The 15226-nt window shown below is 50.4% G+C and carries 16 protein-coding genes; 10 read left to right on the top strand and 6 right to left on the bottom strand.

Annotation, left to right across the window (positions count from 1 at the left end; translation table 11 throughout):
• Nucleotides 1–123: 123 nt before the first annotated feature.
• The 7 genes from radC to D0S45_06745 all read left to right on the top strand — a co-directional run bounded on the left by radC (nucleotide 124) and on the right by D0S45_06745 (nucleotide 5913).
• Nucleotides 124–801, top strand: coding sequence for a DNA repair protein RadC (gene radC, locus D0S45_06775; protein TIH17356.1), 678 nt, complete (start codon nucleotides 124–126; stop codon nucleotides 799–801).
• A gap of 27 nt (nucleotides 802–828) precedes the next feature.
• A complete protein-coding gene (locus tag D0S45_06770; GenBank protein TIH17355.1) occupies nucleotides 829–1101 on the top strand; it encodes an acylphosphatase in 273 nt (90 codons plus the stop codon).
• Between the two features lie 145 nt (nucleotides 1102–1246).
• The gene (lon, locus tag D0S45_06765; GenBank protein TIH17354.1) at nucleotides 1247–3766 is read left to right on the top strand and encodes an endopeptidase La; all 2520 of its coding nucleotides are present in this window, start codon (nucleotides 1247–1249) and stop codon (nucleotides 3764–3766) included.
• 269 nt (nucleotides 3767–4035) lie between these two features.
• Nucleotides 4036–4290: a zinc ribbon domain-containing protein gene (locus D0S45_06760; protein TIH17353.1), complete on the top strand. Its 255-nt coding sequence runs from the start codon at nucleotides 4036–4038 to the stop codon at nucleotides 4288–4290.
• 34 nt (nucleotides 4291–4324) lie between these two features.
• On the top strand, nucleotides 4325–5251 hold the full coding sequence (locus D0S45_06755) for a hydroxymethylbilane synthase (GenBank protein TIH17352.1): 927 nt from the start codon (nucleotides 4325–4327) through the stop codon (nucleotides 5249–5251).
• A complete protein-coding gene (locus tag D0S45_06750; protein ID TIH17351.1) occupies nucleotides 5238–5507 on the top strand; it encodes a pathogenicity locus in 270 nt (89 codons plus the stop codon). The genes D0S45_06755 and D0S45_06750 overlap by 14 nt, the downstream gene beginning before the upstream one ends.
• Before the next feature lie 184 nt (nucleotides 5508–5691).
• A complete protein-coding gene (locus D0S45_06745) occupies nucleotides 5692–5913 on the top strand; it encodes a hypothetical protein (protein TIH17350.1) in 222 nt (73 codons plus the stop codon).
• Nucleotides 5914–6012: 99 nt separating this feature from the next.
• Here D0S45_06745 and selD read toward each other — a convergent pair whose 3' ends face one another.
• Both selD and cobT read right to left on the bottom strand, forming a co-directional pair.
• Complete coding sequence (selD, locus tag D0S45_06740; protein TIH17349.1) at nucleotides 6013–7053, bottom strand: selenide, water dikinase SelD; 1041 nt, start codon at nucleotides 7051–7053, stop codon at nucleotides 6013–6015.
• 3 nt (nucleotides 7054–7056) lie between these two features.
• Nucleotides 7057–8142 carry a nicotinate-nucleotide--dimethylbenzimidazole phosphoribosyltransferase gene (gene cobT, locus D0S45_06735; GenBank protein ID TIH17348.1) on the bottom strand — a complete coding sequence of 362 codons (1086 nt, stop codon included), beginning with the start codon at nucleotides 8140–8142 and terminating at the stop codon, nucleotides 7057–7059.
• A gap of 66 nt (nucleotides 8143–8208) precedes the next feature.
• Between cobT and D0S45_06730 the strand changes: the two genes are divergently transcribed.
• The gene (locus D0S45_06730) at nucleotides 8209–9048 is read left to right on the top strand and encodes a hypothetical protein (protein ID TIH17347.1); all 840 of its coding nucleotides are present in this window, start codon (nucleotides 8209–8211) and stop codon (nucleotides 9046–9048) included.
• On the opposite strand, the gene D0S45_06725 is transcribed toward D0S45_06730, so the two are convergent.
• Genes D0S45_06725 through pyrR form a run of 3 tightly spaced genes read right to left on the bottom strand, consistent with a single transcriptional unit; the run spans nucleotide 9045 to nucleotide 10785 of the window.
• A complete protein-coding gene (locus tag D0S45_06725) occupies nucleotides 9045–9641 on the bottom strand; it encodes a hypothetical protein (protein TIH17346.1) in 597 nt (198 codons plus the stop codon). The genes D0S45_06730 and D0S45_06725 overlap by 4 nt on opposite strands.
• A complete protein-coding gene (locus D0S45_06720) occupies nucleotides 9641–10195 on the bottom strand; it encodes a shikimate kinase (GenBank protein TIH17480.1) in 555 nt (184 codons plus the stop codon). Before D0S45_06720 ends, D0S45_06725 begins: the two co-directional genes overlap by 1 nt.
• A 53-nt stretch (nucleotides 10196–10248) precedes the next feature.
• Nucleotides 10249–10785 (bottom strand): bifunctional pyr operon transcriptional regulator/uracil phosphoribosyltransferase PyrR, encoded by a 537-nt coding sequence (gene pyrR / locus D0S45_06715; protein ID TIH17345.1) that lies wholly within the window; start codon nucleotides 10783–10785, stop codon nucleotides 10249–10251.
• 137 nt (nucleotides 10786–10922) lie between these two features.
• On the opposite strand from pyrR, the gene D0S45_06710 reads away from it, so the two are divergent.
• Nucleotides 10923–13409, top strand: coding sequence for a copper-translocating P-type ATPase (locus D0S45_06710; protein ID TIH17344.1), 2487 nt, complete (start codon nucleotides 10923–10925; stop codon nucleotides 13407–13409).
• Between the two features lie 2 nt (nucleotides 13410–13411).
• Nucleotides 13412–14251, top strand: coding sequence for an arginase family protein (locus D0S45_06705; protein TIH17343.1), 840 nt, complete (start codon nucleotides 13412–13414; stop codon nucleotides 14249–14251).
• Between the two features lie 76 nt (nucleotides 14252–14327).
• On the opposite strand, the gene D0S45_06700 is transcribed toward D0S45_06705, so the two are convergent.
• Complete coding sequence (locus D0S45_06700) at nucleotides 14328–14795, bottom strand: tetratricopeptide repeat protein (protein ID TIH17479.1); 468 nt, start codon at nucleotides 14793–14795, stop codon at nucleotides 14328–14330.
• Between the last annotated feature and the right edge of the window lie 431 nt (nucleotides 14796–15226).

Genomic DNA, 15226 nt, shown 5'->3' with positions numbered 1-15226 from the left:
TGCTTTGCACCTGCATCCGGTTTATTCCTCATAAAAATAATCTCGTAACCGATCTCAGCTTTTTATCTGAATCAGGACCGGGTTTTAACTGTACTACTTGCCAAAGCATACTTACTATTTATTATGAAGGACAAACCTCATTACCACGGTCACCGCCAGCGGCTTAAGGAAAGGCTTGGGAAGAATCCCGCCGGACTTGCCGATTATGAAATACTGGAACTGCTCTTAGGTCAGGTGCTGCCAAGGCAGGACACCAAACCCATTGCCAAGGAATTGCTGACTGAATTCGGCTCACTTGGCGGGGTTTTCAGGGCACCCGAAGAACAGCTGAAAAAGTTCAAGGGGATCGGACCGGGGGTTTTGATATTTTTTACGCTTATGCGTGAATTTTGGACCAGAATTGCCGAAGAACCCATGAACGGCAAGGAACCGATTTCTTCGCCGGACGTTGTCTATCAGGCAGCCATGGCCCGAATCGGTAATTTGTCCAAGGAAGAATTCTGGATTGCACTGGTCAACAACCGTAACAAAGTGATATGCTGGGAGAGGCTGTCAGAAGGCACTGTGGACAAGACCGCAATATACCCGCGAGAGATTGTGGCACTGGCTCTGCGCCACAATGCCAGCGGAGTGATTCTGACCCACAACCATCCCGGCGGGGACCCGTCTCCATCTCCTGAGGACACGGAGAGAACTATGGAAATAGCCGCTCTCTGTCAGGACATGGAAATACGTCTGCTGGATCACGTCATCGTGACTGCGGACAGGTTCCACAGCTTCAAAGAAGCAGGATATTTGTAGCTCACCTCAACTCAGAAGGAGGGTCCTATGATCAGAAGCTATCATTGTGTTGTTACCGGCAAGGTGCAAGGTGTTTTCTTCCGGGCCTGGGTAAATGATCAGGCTGTCGCGCTGAACCTCAACGGTTGGGTACGCAACCTCGATGAAGGCAAGGTCGAAGTACTGCTGCAAGGCGACGAAGCAAAAGTCGCTGAAATGAGAACCCGGCTGCTGGTCGGTCCTCCCCTTTCGCAGATTTCAGATGTGAAGTGCGAATGGATGGATTACGATACAGAGCACAAGGGATTTGAGATCCGCTAGTGTAAACTACCCAAAATAAATTCTTATTTATTTTGGTAAAAACTAACTGACAAGCTATCCGGCCCCTGCCTGACCGCTGTGGGCCGGATATTTAATGCTTTTTAAATAGATCAAGACAACCACTTCTGAACTAAAGGATTTTGCGTTGAAGAAAAAAAAATCACCCATCAAACCGCTTAAGCTGAACAAAAAAGATAAAGCGGAAGTTCAAAAAAAAGCACACCGGGAGCCTGAGTCAGATGCAGGCAATGATCAGGGGCTGAACAAACCTCCGGTTTCTCCGCTGAACGTGCTCCATGATGCCGCCGACCTGCTGGAAGACGCAGGCAGCATTCCCGATGATGCCCATATTGACATCCCCACCACCCTTCCGGTGCTGGCAGTGCGGGACATTGTTGTCTTCAACTATATGATCCTTCCGCTTTTTGTGGGCCGTGAAAAATCCGTCAATGCCGTAGAAGCAGCTATGACCAGCAACCGCTACGTCATGGTCGTGACCCAGAAAGACGAGAGCGTTGAAAATCCGGAACACGAAGATCTCTACCTGACCGGGACAGTGTGCATGATCATGCGCATGCTCAAAATGCCTGACGGTCGTTTGAAAGTATTGGTGCAGGGAGTTTCCCGCGCCAGAATCAAGCGATTCATAGGCTCCGAGCCTTTCCATATCGCTGAAATTGAAGCCATCCCCGAAGCAGAATCCGGGGATATGGATGCCACTCAGGAAGCACTTGTGCGCTCCTCCCGTGAGCAAAGCGAAAAAATTCTGACCCTGCGCGGCATCTCATCTGCTGACATCATGAGTGTGCTCAACAGTGTTGACGAACCGGGACGCCTTGCCGACCTGATCGCCTCAAACCTGCGTATGAAAGTTGATGTGGCTCAGTCCATCCTTGAATGCGGAGAGCCTGTTGAACGGTTGAATCTGGTCAACACTCAGCTCACACAGGAAGTGGAAGTTGCTTCCATGCAGAACAAGATCCAGTCCATGGCCAAAGAAGGAATGGACAAGGCCCAAAAAGATTTCTATCTGCGCGAACAGCTCAAGGCCATAAAGAAAGAACTTGGCGAATCCACAGACGAAGCCGAAGAAGCTGAAGAAATCCGCACAGCCATCGCCAAAGCCAAGATGCCTAAAGATGTGCGCAAGGAAGCGGAAAAACAGCTGCGTCGCCTTGAAGCCATGCACCCCGAAGCATCTGAGGCAACAGTCATTCGCACTTACCTTGACTGGATGATCGAGATTCCGTGGTCCAAACAATCCCGCGACCGTCTTGACATCATTGATGCCAAGAAAATCCTTGATGAAGATCATTACGACCTTGAGAAGGTCAAGGAACGCATCCTTGAATATTTAAGTGTACGCAAACTGAACCCGTCTATGAAAGGACCCATCCTCTGCTTTGTGGGCCCTCCGGGGGTTGGTAAAACTTCGCTTGGCCGCTCTATCGCGCGTAGCCTCAAGCGAAAATTTCACCGCATGTCCCTTGGCGGTATGCGAGATGAAGCTGAGATTCGCGGGCATCGCCGCACCTACATAGGCTCCATGCCCGGACGTATCATTCAGGGTCTTAAGCAGTGCGGAACCCGCAACCCGGTAATCATGCTTGATGAAATCGACAAGCTCGGCTCTGATTTCCGCGGTGATCCATCCTCAGCTCTGCTGGAAGTACTGGACCCCGAACAGAACAACTCGTTCACTGACCATTACCTGAACGTACCTTACGATCTTTCCAAGGTCATGTTCATCTGCACTGCCAACGTACTGGATTCTATCCCCCGGCCCCTGCTGGACCGTATGGAATTGATCCGCATTCCCGGCTACACAGAATACGACAAGATCAATATTGCCAAGCGTTACATCCTCGGACGCCAGTGCACAGAAAACGGCCTCAAAGAAGGCGAGATGATCATGGATGATGAAATCATCGGTAAGATCATCAAGGAATACACCCGTGAAGCCGGCCTTCGTAACCTTGAACGTGAAGTGGGTTCCGTATGCCGCAAGCTGGCCCGTAAGAAGGCAGAAGGCGAAAAAGGACCCTTTGAAGTGACCGCTGACAACCTGCACAAATATCTCGGTATTCCCAAACATCTTGAAGATGAAAAGGAAAGCGAGCTTCCCGCAGGTGTAGCCCTCGGCCTTGCCTGGACTCCTGTCGGCGGTACGGTGCTGCATGTTGAAGTCTCAGCCATGCCCGGTAAAGGCAAGCAGCTTCTGACCGGACAGCTCGGCGATGTGATGAAGGAATCCGCACAGGCTGCGGTATCTTTTGCCCGCCGCCATGCAGATGAATACGGCATCAGTTCCAAGTTCCACGAAGAACAGGACCTGCACATCCACGTTCCCGACGGAGCAACCCCAAAAGACGGCCCGTCTGCCGGTGTAACCTTGGTCACCGCCCTTGTTTCCGCACTGACCGGAACCCCGACTGACCCGGAACTGGCCATGACCGGGGAAATCTCCCTGCGCGGACGCGTTCTTCCGGTCGGCGGTATCAAGGAAAAAATCCTCGCTGCCGTATCTCTGGGAATGAAACGGGTACTTATCCCTTCCCAGAATCAGAAGGATCTCGAAGATATTCCCGATGAACTTCTGGCAAAAATCGAAATTACCCCCATCGAACGCATCGATGAAGTCTGGCCTATTGCCAAGACTAAGTAAAAATATGCCTCCGGCGGCTGGGGAAGGGAAAACTCTTGCAAGAGTTTTCCCTTCCCCAGACCCCATCCCTTTCAGAACCTTTTAATTAGCTTCGCATATAGCGTGTTAAGGCGACCCTCGAACACACAAACAGGCGAAGCCTTATTAGGTTTAAGCCCTCGGAGAGTCCCCAGTAGGGTCCCCGAAGGGTGTCTGAGCATTGCCTGCTAATACAATTTGGGCTATGCAATTTCTCGCAATAGATATTTCAAAGCACGGAGTAAATATAAATGCCTATTTTCGAATACAAATGCGCTGACTGCGGCAAGGAATTCGAGGAGCTGGTTTTCAACCGCGACGAATGTCCTCCCTGCCCGCACTGCAAGTCTGAAAAAACTGATAAACTCATGTCCGCCTGCAAGTTTAAGACAGGTGGCGGAGCACCTGATATGGGTGATATGGGTTCTGCTCCCGCTCCTGCGGCTTCTTCCAGCAGTGCTTGTGCCGGATGCTCCGGCGGCGACTGCTCTTCCTGCGGCAGCTAAATAAAAAATAAATTTCAAACATAACGGCGGAACAATGAGAAAAATTACCATCGCAACTCGTGGCAGCAAACTTGCCCTCTGGCAGGCCAACCATATTTCCGACCTTCTACGTGAAGAATATCCCGGAATTGATGTTCAACTGCTCAAGATCAAAACCAAGGGCGACAAGATTCTGGATGTTCCGCTGGCAAAAGTGGGCGGCAAGGGCCTTTTCGTAAAAGAAATCGAAGAAGCACTTCTCGATGGTCGCGCAGACCTCGCCGTACACAGCATGAAGGACGTTCCCACCGAACTTCCCGAAGGCCTTGAAGTTGGCGTTATTCCCCCACGCGAAGCAGAGACCGACACCCTGCTTTCCGTGAAATACGATTCCCTCAAAGACCTGCCCGCAGGAGCCGTTGTGGGCACCAGCAGCCTGCGCCGTCAGTCTCAGGTTCTGGCCCTGCGTAATGATCTCAAAATCGAATCCCTGCGCGGAAATCTCGATACCCGTGTAGGCAAACTCCTCAATGGTGAATTCGACGCCATTGTAGTTGCCACAGCCGGACTGAACAGGCTCAATCTTTCCGCTCCCAAAAGCGAAATCCTCGGCCCCCCGACCTTCCTGCCCGCAGTGGCACAGGGCGCGCTGGGCATTGAGTACCGCATTGAGGACACTGAAATTCAGGATATCCTCGCATTTCTGCATGACGGAATGACAGCTCGTCAGGTACATGCAGAACGCGGCTTCCTGACCGGCCTTGACGGCGGTTGTCAGGTCCCCATTGCAGCATGGTCCCAGCTTGATGGTGATCAGGTCAAACTGACCGGATTCGTTGCTGATATCGACGGCTCCAGCCCCATCCGTATGGAAAAGAGCGGCCCTGCTGACGATGCATGGAACATCGGCCTCGCTTTGGCCGAAGAAGTGCTGGCCGCAGGAGCTAAAGAGATTCTCGATCGCGTTTATGAAAAGTGCTGATCCCGAAATCCTGAAATCCTTCCGTACAATTCCGGGAGTAGGTAAATCCATTGCCATGGACCTCTGGAATCTGGGTTATCGTTCCCTTGACGAAATCAAGGACGAAAATCCGGATGACATGTACGCACGCCTTGAAGAGCTTGCAGGCTGCCATGTGGACCGCTGCATGCTGTATGTGTTCAGATGTGCGGTCTACTATGTGGGTAACGAAAATCGAGACCCTGAATTAGAAAAATGGTGGAATTGGAAAGATTGATTTAAATCTCAGACTACAATTTCTAGCCCGCATTCGACTAAGTCGAATGCGGGCTTTTTTAATATATTTATCTTTTTTACATTAAGCCTCTAAAGTAACCTTCCAGTTGTCCGATAAGAGATATAAACAGGTTTCATGCTCTATTAACATCATCATTTATAACTTCCAAGGACGGAGGTATACAATGGCAAACGCACCCGAACTCAACAAGGTTTCTCAGGCTCCTCCCGTTAGGGACGACGATCTGGCAAACTCAATGAAGAATCTGCAACGCAAGCGCTTGCGGAGAAAGGCATTCGCGGACCCCGACATGCACCGCGAACTGGTAAAGATTACCTCTTCACCTGTATACAATGCCAATGCGGAACTTATTCAGGCAGTTACAAACAGCCGAGGTTCTGCGTAAAAAAATTTCACTAAAAGGAATCGCCAATTCCTCCTCATAAAAAATGAAAGGCGCAGGTTCGCGACAACCTGCGCCTTTTGTATTTCAAAACAAAAAGAATTATTTAATCCGCAATCTGGCAATCCCACTTTCATGGGCTTTTACCTGCCCCACATGGGCGGCAAGGTCACCAGCTTCCAGCAGCATATCTTTGGCCTGCTGCAACTGGTCTTCAGGCACGGCCAAAATAAGCCCGCCGGATGTCTGAGCATCGAAAACAAGGTCGGTCTTGATGCTGTCGGCATCTGCTGTGGTCTGAACCTGTGAACTGCAATAGTTACGGTTAGCAAAGCTTCCTGCCGGAATCATACCCATGGAGGCCAGATCCACAACATCATCCATGAACGGCACCTTATCCAGCCACATCTCCACAGCCACGCCGGAAGCATCAGCCATTTCCAGCACATGCCCGCCAAGGCCGAACCCGGTCACATCAGTGGCCCCTTTGAGGCCCAACTCACGAATGACTTTTCCGCCTGAAATATTCAGCTTGGATGCCCATTTATAGACATCTTTTTCAAACCGCTCAGCGCCGTCCCAGTCAGCTTTGAGAGCCGTAGCCAAAACCCCGGTTCCAAGGGGCTTGGTCAGCAGTAGTTGATCACCCTCGCGCAAGCCTTTGTTGGAAGCGAATCCGTCAGGATCAACCATTCCGGTCACCGAAAGACCGTACTTAATTTCATCGTCCTCGACGCTATGCCCTCCGGCAAGTACTGCCCCGGCTTCACGGATTTTATCCATGCCGCCCTTCAAGATTTCACGCAGGATTTCCGGCCCCATTTCTTTCATGGGATAGCAGACAATATTCATGGCGGTCCAAGGTTCGCCGCCCATGGCATAAACATCGGAAAGGGAATTTGCCGCAGCAATCTGCCCGAACCAAAACGGATCATTAACCACCGGGGTAAAAAAATCCACGGTCTGGACCAGTGCTTTGCCCGCAGGAAAAGAGACTATGGCGGAATCTTCATTCCCCCCCAGTCCGGTCAGCAGACGCTCATCCTCAACGGCTAAGCCGCACAAAACCTGCTCCAGGTCCCCCGGAGCGATCTTGGCTGCTCAACCTGCTGCTTTAACAGTCTTTACCAATTCTTTTGGCATGACTTAACCTCCTGCATCTACTCCGGCATCGTCGAACGTTGCCATTTCGTTGTAAATATTTGCGGCGGCGCGCAGCATGAACATGGACAGTGCCGCACCTGACCCTTCCCCGAGCCGCATATCAAGATGCAAAAGCGGCCTGCGTCCAAGGGCTTTGATGACTTTTGCGTAGCCCGGTTCTGCGGAAGCATGGCTGAGTACGCAATATCCGCCCACCGCCGGACAGATCTTTACGGCAGCAGCATAGGCGGCAGTGGAGATGAATCCATCTATGCAAACCATCTGTTTATTCTTGGCCCCGCCGATGATCAACCCGGCCAATGCGGCAATCTCATACCCGCCAAGGGCAGTAAGAATTGCAAAAGGATCAGCTGACCGAACAACCTCAGCATTGGCAGCAAGAGCAGAACGGACAACCTCTGTCTTGCGGATAACGCCTTCAGGATCAATGCCGCCTCCCGGACCAGTGATGTCAGCAGGTTCGAGATCAAAATAAGCACAATAAAGAGCGGTTGACGGAGTGGTATTGGAAACCCCCATCTCCCCGGTGCCGAGAACTTTGATACCCTGCGCATAGGCTTCATCAGCAAGTTCAACCCCAAGAGCAATGGCCTGCCTACAACAATCCTCGTCCATGGCCGGACCTTTGGAAATATTTTCCGTGCCGCAACCGATCCTGCGCTGAATAAGCTTGGGATGTTCCGGAAAAGGTCCGCCCTTGCATCCGGCATCAACCACTATCAACTCCACCCCGGAAGTACGGGCCAACACGTTTATCCCCGCGCCCCCGGCCAGAAAATTCTCCACCATCTGACGGGTAACTTCCTGCGGAAAATAACTGACATTCTCTTCGTTGACTCCGTGATCCCCGGCAATTGCATAAATACGGGCCGGGTCAGCCTGCGGAGGATTTCCGCCGGAAGCCACATACATCTTCGCTGCAAGATCTTCCAGCCTGCCCAGACTTCCAAGCGGTTTGGTCAGGTTGTCCAGATGAGCACGAGCCTGTTCATCAAGAGATGTATCCACAGGCTGCACAGCTGCGACAAGACGCAGCAACTCTTTTGTGGAAAATTTATTCACTACCATAACCTCATATTAACGGCCTTGTCGTATTGAGAAACCATAAACGGGTATGCTAGAGTTCATCCCGAAATGAAGAAAAACTGTATCCTACATGCCAATTGTCAGGGCGAACCGATAGAAGAACTGCTTTTGCTGAACGAAGAATTCAGCACCAAATATGATATCCATCGCTTCACCAACTATACCCGCGAATCCATCCCACCGGAACTCATCGCCGAGTGCGACCTTTTCCTCTACCAGCCACTCCTTGGTAAAAGCTGGGCAGAACTGGCCTCGGATAAAATCATTTCCCGGCTACAAGACAAAGCTCGCTCAATCGCTTTTCCAAGCATGCTTTTTATCCATTACTGGCCACTGTGGTCCAATAAAACCGGATTCGATTACCGGGACACATTTCTGGATTCCCTGCTTGGAAAAGAACTCAGTGAATCCCAGATTCTGCATCTTTTCATGAACACTAGGTTGACCAAGATCTACGATTTCACAGAAATAACGGATCGGTCCATAAAAATTGAAAGGACCAAAGAAGCACGAACCCCGGTCAAATACGTGGACCATATTCTTGAGAATTACAAGAAACAGCCCCTTTTCAATACCATCAACCATCCCCGCGCAGAACTGCTTACCCTAAGCGCAAACACCCTGCTCGAAGAGTTGGGTATAGACCGTTTGAGTAAACAGGATTTGGAAAAATTCCCAGCACCCTTTCCTGATTTTGAGCAGCCCATCCATCCGCAGATAGCCGAATTCATCGGCCTTGAATTCGGAAGTCCGCAACATCGTTACCATGTTTACGGAGCGGAGTTAACTTTTGAAGAATACGCCATGCGCTACATCAAATGCCGCAAAAACAACATTGATGACTTCATAGCCTTCCTCATGGCCACAGCAGGGATGGAAAGCAATTAGCCATTCAAATTCGGCGGTCCCATGACAATCATTTCAGCAAGGGTCAGATCCACCTTGGGCAAGGTCCTGATTTTATTACCGAGCAATCCCATTTCAAGCCCCACAAGTTCCTTGTAAAGGGGAGTACGGTCGACCACGGGCACATTGTCCATATCCTTAGTCAGTTCCTGACACTTGAAACAACCGGGAAAAGAAAGCTGACGTCCGTTGGGCTGACGCAGGGTATTGACCACCCCGTGCATGCGACAGATCATCAGTCTGTGCTTGTAAACCCCGCAAAGACCATCATCATTCAGCGGACACATTATCTTGGGACGCATGCCGTTATCCAACATGGCCTTTGTATTATGCACGTAATCTTCTGAACGGCGGATATATTCATTACGCTTATCTTCAGGAAGTTTATTCAAGCCTTGCCAGAGATATGTCCATTCCACATAGGTGTGGTGCTGAAAATAGCTGGTGCAGCAGTTTTCTTCACAACCCTCACAGGAAAGACCGATCTTGGCGGATGTGTCAGCATAAACAGAGGCCATCCGCCCATAAAGTGCGTCAAGCTTGCGGAACACAGCCTGTCTGGTCATTTTTTTCATTATATATCCTTAACTTTTTTAACTTCTTTTGACTTAAGCCACTGCTGAATCTGCTCAGCACATTCTTCCGGTAAGCAATTGTCCGTATCAACAGCAAAATCAGCATACTGTTCATAAAGGGGAATTCGTTCCTCGTAGAGGCTTTTCAAAGTCTGGCCCGGAACAATGGCCAGCCCGCGATTTTCCCCGCCGCCGACACGTTTGAGGCAGGCTTCGCTTGAAATACGCAGATAAATGACCGGGCCGAGCCCTTTAAGTCTTTCCATGCCTTTGGGCCCGTAAATGACGCTGCCCCCGGTGGAAACAACTGTACGAAAAACCCCAAGGCTGGAAACAATATACTCCTCGGCCTTGCGAAATTCCGGCACACCCAGACGGTCCACAATGTCCTGTAAAGGACGACCGTAATAACTCTCAATTACAGCATCGGTATCAATGTGCTCCCAACCTAGCTTTTGAGCCAGAAGCGGTGCCAGAGTAGACTTTCCGGCTCCAGCCATACCGATCAGAATAACAGAGCAATCTTCTGAAAATTCATGATTCCATTCTTGCATAAAAAAATTCAAACCTTCCGGGCGCAATGCACTCCGCAGCTGAGAAGAGAAAATCAGGAACGGATCAGAACAACCTTGTCTTCGTCATCCCTTTCCTTGACCAGAACATTCACATGCTGGTCTTCAAAAGTAACCACTTCCTTACCCACATAATCGGCCCGGATAGGTAGTTCACGGTGACCGCGATCCACCAGCACCAACAGCTCCACTCGGCGCGGACGCCCGAAATCAAGAACAGCTTCAAGGGCGGCGCGTACTGTGCGACCGGAAAAAAGGACATCATCCACCAGAATAATGGAGGATGATTCAATATCAAAAGGAATCTCAGTGCAGTTGATGCTCGGCTGGCGAGTCAGATTGGTCCAGTCGTCACGGTAAAGGTTGATATCCAGCTTACCAAGAGGTATTTTACGACCCAGCTTCTCATCCAGAATAAGTTTCAAACGCTCCGCAAGGTCGGCACCGCGCCTTTGAATACCGATAATAGCTATATTTTCGCTATCCCCGCGTCGCTCAGTAATCTCTGATGCGAGACGATCCAGAGTACGGGCCATGGCTTTTTCCGAAAGTATTACTTTTTGTTCCTTCATATTGTCCCACCTCAAAAGAAGTTGATTCTTAATATCAAATCTGTTCAAATCACTTTTTAAAATAACCTGCCGGGACTAGCTATAAGTAATGTATGCGGGCAATGCAATCCCCGACTCCCGGCAAACAAGGATATATTATGCACAGCACATTTGAAATTAAAGGTATGACCTGCTCCGCTTGCTCAGCACGACTGGAAAGGGTCATCGGCAATCTGGACGGCGTAGAGAGTGCAACAGTCAATCTTGCTGCGGAATCGCTGGCAGCGGACTATGACCCGGAACAGGTCTCCGCAGCCGACATTATCTCTTCTGTAAAAATGGCAGGATTTGAAGCCGTAGAAAAAATTGAAGGCACGGAATTGACCTTACCTGTTTCCGGCATGGCTTGCTCCGCCTGCTCTTCGCGACTGGACCGGGTACTAAATGGAACTGAAGGAATCATAAACGCGCAGGTCAGCCTTGCTTCTGAAACCGCGACCTTGAATTTCAACCCGGCAGAAATATCACTGCGCACCATAAGGCAGATTATCGCTGATGCCGGATTTGAATCCGGTCAAATCCAGTCTGCTCATAATGCCAAAGAAAATTTTGAAAAGAGAAAAGCGGAAAACGAAGCTAAATTGGTAAAAATGAAGAGTCGACTCTTTGCCGCTCTTGCATTCACCGTCCCCCTTTTGATCATTACCATGGGGCACATGGTCGGCATGCCCCTGCCTGATGCCATCAACCCACACGCTTCACCGCTGGGCTTTGCCCTGATTCAGCTGGTTCTGACCGGACCGGTACTTTGGTTCGGACGTAATTTTTATTTACAGGGTTTCCCGAATTTACTGCGCGGTGCACCCAACATGGACTCGCTCATTGCCGTGGGAACCTCGGCGGCAGTGGTATACTCCCTGTGGAATACCATTGAAATCGCGCTGGGAATTGATGCTCCTGCACGGGCCATGGATTTATATTTTGAATCCGCAGCCACTATCATTACCCTGATTCTGCTCGGCAAATTCCAAGAAACCCGCGCCCGTTCGCGAACTTCCGAAGCCATTGAAAAACTCATGGACCTGACTCCGGCGCAGGCCATCCTGTTGCAGAACGGGGAACAGATTCCCACCCCGGTGGAAGAAATCGGCCCCGGCGACCTGATCCTCATCCGCCCCGGAGATCGCGTAGCCGCCGACGGCAAAGTTGCTGATGGCCATTCCGACATTGATGAATCGATGCTCACCGGAGAATCCATGCCCGTGTCCAAAAGCACAGGTGATGACGTAGCCGGAGGAACAGTAAACATCGGCGGCGGAGCACTGAATGTTCAGGTCACCAATGTTGGCGAAAATACCGTGCTTTCACGCATCATCCGCCTTGTCCAGGAAGCGCAGGGTTCCAAGGCCCCCATCTCCAGCCTTGCGGACACGGTCAGCTTTTATTTTGTACCCACAGTCATGGCCATCGGCATTGCAGCCGCGTTGGGCTGGTTCTTTTTCAGCGACGAACCTTTTACCTTTGCCCTGCGCATATTCATCAGCGTAATGGTCATTGCCTGCCCCTGCGCCATGGGACTGGCAACACCCACCGCAATCATGGTCGGCACCGGGCGCGGAGCGCAGCTGGGTGTGCTGGTCAAATCCGGGGAAGCCCTTGAGACCGCAGGAAAGATCGAAACCATGATCTTCGACAAAACCGGAACCCTGACCTACGGAAAACCGGAAGTAGCTGAGACTTTCACCGTGGATGGAGAAAATCCGCAAGAACTGATCTTGCTGGCCGGATCAGCGGAAAGGCAGTCCGAACATCCGCTGGCAAGGGCTGTGGTCCGTGCAGCTGAAGAAATTGGCTCCCCCTTGCCGGAAACAACATCTTTTCAGGCGGTATCCGGCCTTGGTATCAATACCGAAACCGGAGGCCAGCCCATGCTGTTGGGTAACAGGAAGTTTCTTGAACAAAACTTCATCGGCGGACTGGACGACAGTGTTGCCAATGAAGCAGCCCTGCGCTTTGCAGCATCAGGACAAAGCCCGCTCTACATCGCCAAGAACGGCAAGCTGGCCGGTATTCTGGCTATTGCCGACCGCATCAAGAAGGAAACCCCTCAGACAATCAGCAAGCTCCATAAGCTCGGAGTTCAGACAGTCATGCTTACCGGGGATAATGAAAAAGTGGCCCACGCCATCGCAGATGAAGCCGGAATAGACAGGGTCGTCGCGCAGGTCATGCCTGACCGCAAAGCGGAAGTGGTTAACAAAGAAAAAGCTGAAGGCCGCAAGGTTGCCATGATAGGAGACGGGATCAACGATGCCCCGGCCCTTGCGTCAGCAGACCTTGGCATTGCTATGGGCACCGGAATTGATGTCGCAATTGAATCAGGAGACGTAGTACTGATGAAAGGCAATTTGAGCGGAGTACTCACTGCGCTCTCACTAAGCCGGGCAACAGTGCGCAATATCAAGCAGAATCTTTTCTGGGCATTTGCCTTCAACGTGCTGGGGATTCCAGTAGCCGCAGGGCTGCTGCATATTTTTGGAGGACCGACTCTTTCGCCCATGTTTGCGGCGGCAGCTATGTCCCTCAGCTCAGTAACTGTAGTCAGCAACGCCCTGAGATTGAAATTCTTTAAGCCGGAAGATTAATATTGAAAGACATCACCCTTGTTTTTCCGCAATGGCAGGGCTCCATCGACAATGAAGCCCTATATGAAGGAGCATTTGCCCTGACGGATGGAATTCCCGGAATCCCATCCCCTCAGACAGTGGAGACAGCCCCTTTCAAGGAGATCACCTCCGGTGCCCCTTTGGCAGGCAAGAGTGAAATAATTAAACAATTGCAGAATGCATGCGCCATACTTGAACAGGAAAATCCGGATCGCATTCTCCTGCTGGGAGGAGACTGCGGAACTGAAACGGGGCCGGTATCATGGATGTCCCGCAAACATGGACAAAAACTGGCTCTGATCTGGTTTGATGCCCACCCGGACCTGCACACCCCGACAACCTCGCAGTCCGGCCGCTTTCAGGGCATGGCCCTTTCGGCTATTCTTGGCAATGCAGGACCGGAAATAACCGAAGTAATGCTTACTCCGCTGCACCCTATACAAATATTCTGCGCAGGGGTTAGGACTTTTGACCCGCCGGAGTTGGACTTTATCATCAACAGCAAGATCTCTTTTTTCGGTCCCGAAGAACTGGAACGGAACCCGGAATGGCTGGCTAAGCAGATTCAAGAGACTGGATTCAGCAAGGTCTATATCCATCTTGATGTAGATGCGGTGAACCCCATCGGCTTTGCCCACGGTAAGCCGTCGCCTTCCGCCGGACTGCATTTCAGTAATCTTCTTAAGATGATAGAAGAAGTCGGAAAAAGAATGGACATCTGCGGGCTGGGCATAACGGAATTCCATCCCGGCAGTGAACGTGGCATTGAAAAAGCCGCTATGCTGATTGAAAAGGCTCTACCCGGCTTTCTTACAAAGTAAAACACAAGTCATAAAAGCAATGCCGTACTGTTCTTCTACAGTACGGCATTGCTACTTTGATCATTCCTTATAAAAATCAAGAAAGATCCCTGATCATATCCTTAACCAGCTTTCCGCTGGGCGCTCTGGCTCCGGGATTCATCTGGACCAGACCATTCCAGGTCTGAATGGCTCCGGCCTTATCTTCGAGATCGTAATAAAGAACTATCCCTTTATTAAGGCGCGCGGTTTCATGCTTCGGCGCAGCAAGTATCGCCTTATCAAAGGTATCCACAGCTTTTTGCGGATTACCGTTACGGCGGAACATTACCCCCAGATCGGTAAGCACATGTGCATTGTCGGGCTTCAATGATAAGGATTTATTATATGCTTCAATTGCATTGGCATACTGGTCCGTATCAAAATACATATTTCCAAGCTTGGTCCACAGATTCACAGAATCCGGTTGCGACTCAAGAAGCTTCTTTGTTTCCTCAATCTGCTGGGTAAAATTGACTCCCCCACCTGTAGACTGAGGAGTTGAGGACTCCTTTAATGCGGGTATAAAGACTCCGCCGAAAAACAATCCCACAGCCAAAGCCGCGATCACCACAATGATCATATTACTTTTTTTCGCGTTACCGCTTGAGGACTGTCTCCCCTTGGTTGAGGATTTTCTCCCCTTTCTTTTCTTTCCCAAACCGATCTCCCTTTCTCCCTTGCACATCCGGCCTCAAATTCCGAAGTGCATTTTTGTGCAATTTGCACAAAATTAGTGCAATTAATCACTCACCTTGCACATAAGAACAAGTAATTAACATTTAATTACAAAAACATACGCCATATATGGAGTTTACTAAAGCAACTGCCGTACCAATCTGGAGTACTAAGAATCACTTCGTACAGATAGCAGGAGAAAATTCTGACCTTTATTCAAAATGGAAACATCCGAAATCAACTACACACCGAAATTCTTTTTTCACCAAAATACCCCCT

It is taken from the genome of Marinifilum sp. JC120 (assembly GCA_004923195.1).
Taxonomy (GTDB): domain Bacteria; phylum Desulfobacterota; class Desulfovibrionia; order Desulfovibrionales; family Desulfovibrionaceae; genus Maridesulfovibrio.
Note: the sequence above shows the minus strand (reverse complement) of the source record. Positions and strands in the feature narration are given on the sequence as shown.

Bases quoted from the DNA above. Each gene is read 5' to 3' on its own strand.
- radC (TIH17356.1), top strand. From the start codon at position 124: ATGAAGGACAAACCTCATTACCACGGTCACCGCCAGCGGCTTAAGGAA.
- D0S45_06770 (TIH17355.1), top strand. From the start codon at position 829: ATGATCAGAAGCTATCATTGTGTTGTTACCGGCAAGGTGCAAGGTGTT.
- D0S45_06760 (TIH17353.1), top strand. From the start codon at position 4,036: ATGCCTATTTTCGAATACAAATGCGCTGACTGCGGCAAGGAATTCGAG.
- D0S45_06755 (TIH17352.1), top strand. From the start codon at position 4,325: ATGAGAAAAATTACCATCGCAACTCGTGGCAGCAAACTTGCCCTCTGG.
- D0S45_06750 (TIH17351.1), top strand. From the start codon at position 5,238: ATGAAAAGTGCTGATCCCGAAATCCTGAAATCCTTCCGTACAATTCCG.
- D0S45_06745 (TIH17350.1), top strand. From the start codon at position 5,692: ATGGCAAACGCACCCGAACTCAACAAGGTTTCTCAGGCTCCTCCCGTT.
- cobT (TIH17348.1), bottom strand. From the start codon at position 8,142: ATGGTAGTGAATAAATTTTCCACAAAAGAGTTGCTGCGTCTTGTCGCA.
- D0S45_06730 (TIH17347.1), top strand. From the start codon at position 8,209: ATGAAGAAAAACTGTATCCTACATGCCAATTGTCAGGGCGAACCGATA.
- D0S45_06725 (TIH17346.1), bottom strand. From the start codon at position 9,641: ATGAAAAAAATGACCAGACAGGCTGTGTTCCGCAAGCTTGACGCACTT.
- D0S45_06720 (TIH17480.1), bottom strand. From the start codon at position 10,195: ATGCAAGAATGGAATCATGAATTTTCAGAAGATTGCTCTGTTATTCTG.
- pyrR (TIH17345.1), bottom strand. From the start codon at position 10,785: ATGAAGGAACAAAAAGTAATACTTTCGGAAAAAGCCATGGCCCGTACT.
- D0S45_06710 (TIH17344.1), top strand. From the start codon at position 10,923: ATGCACAGCACATTTGAAATTAAAGGTATGACCTGCTCCGCTTGCTCA.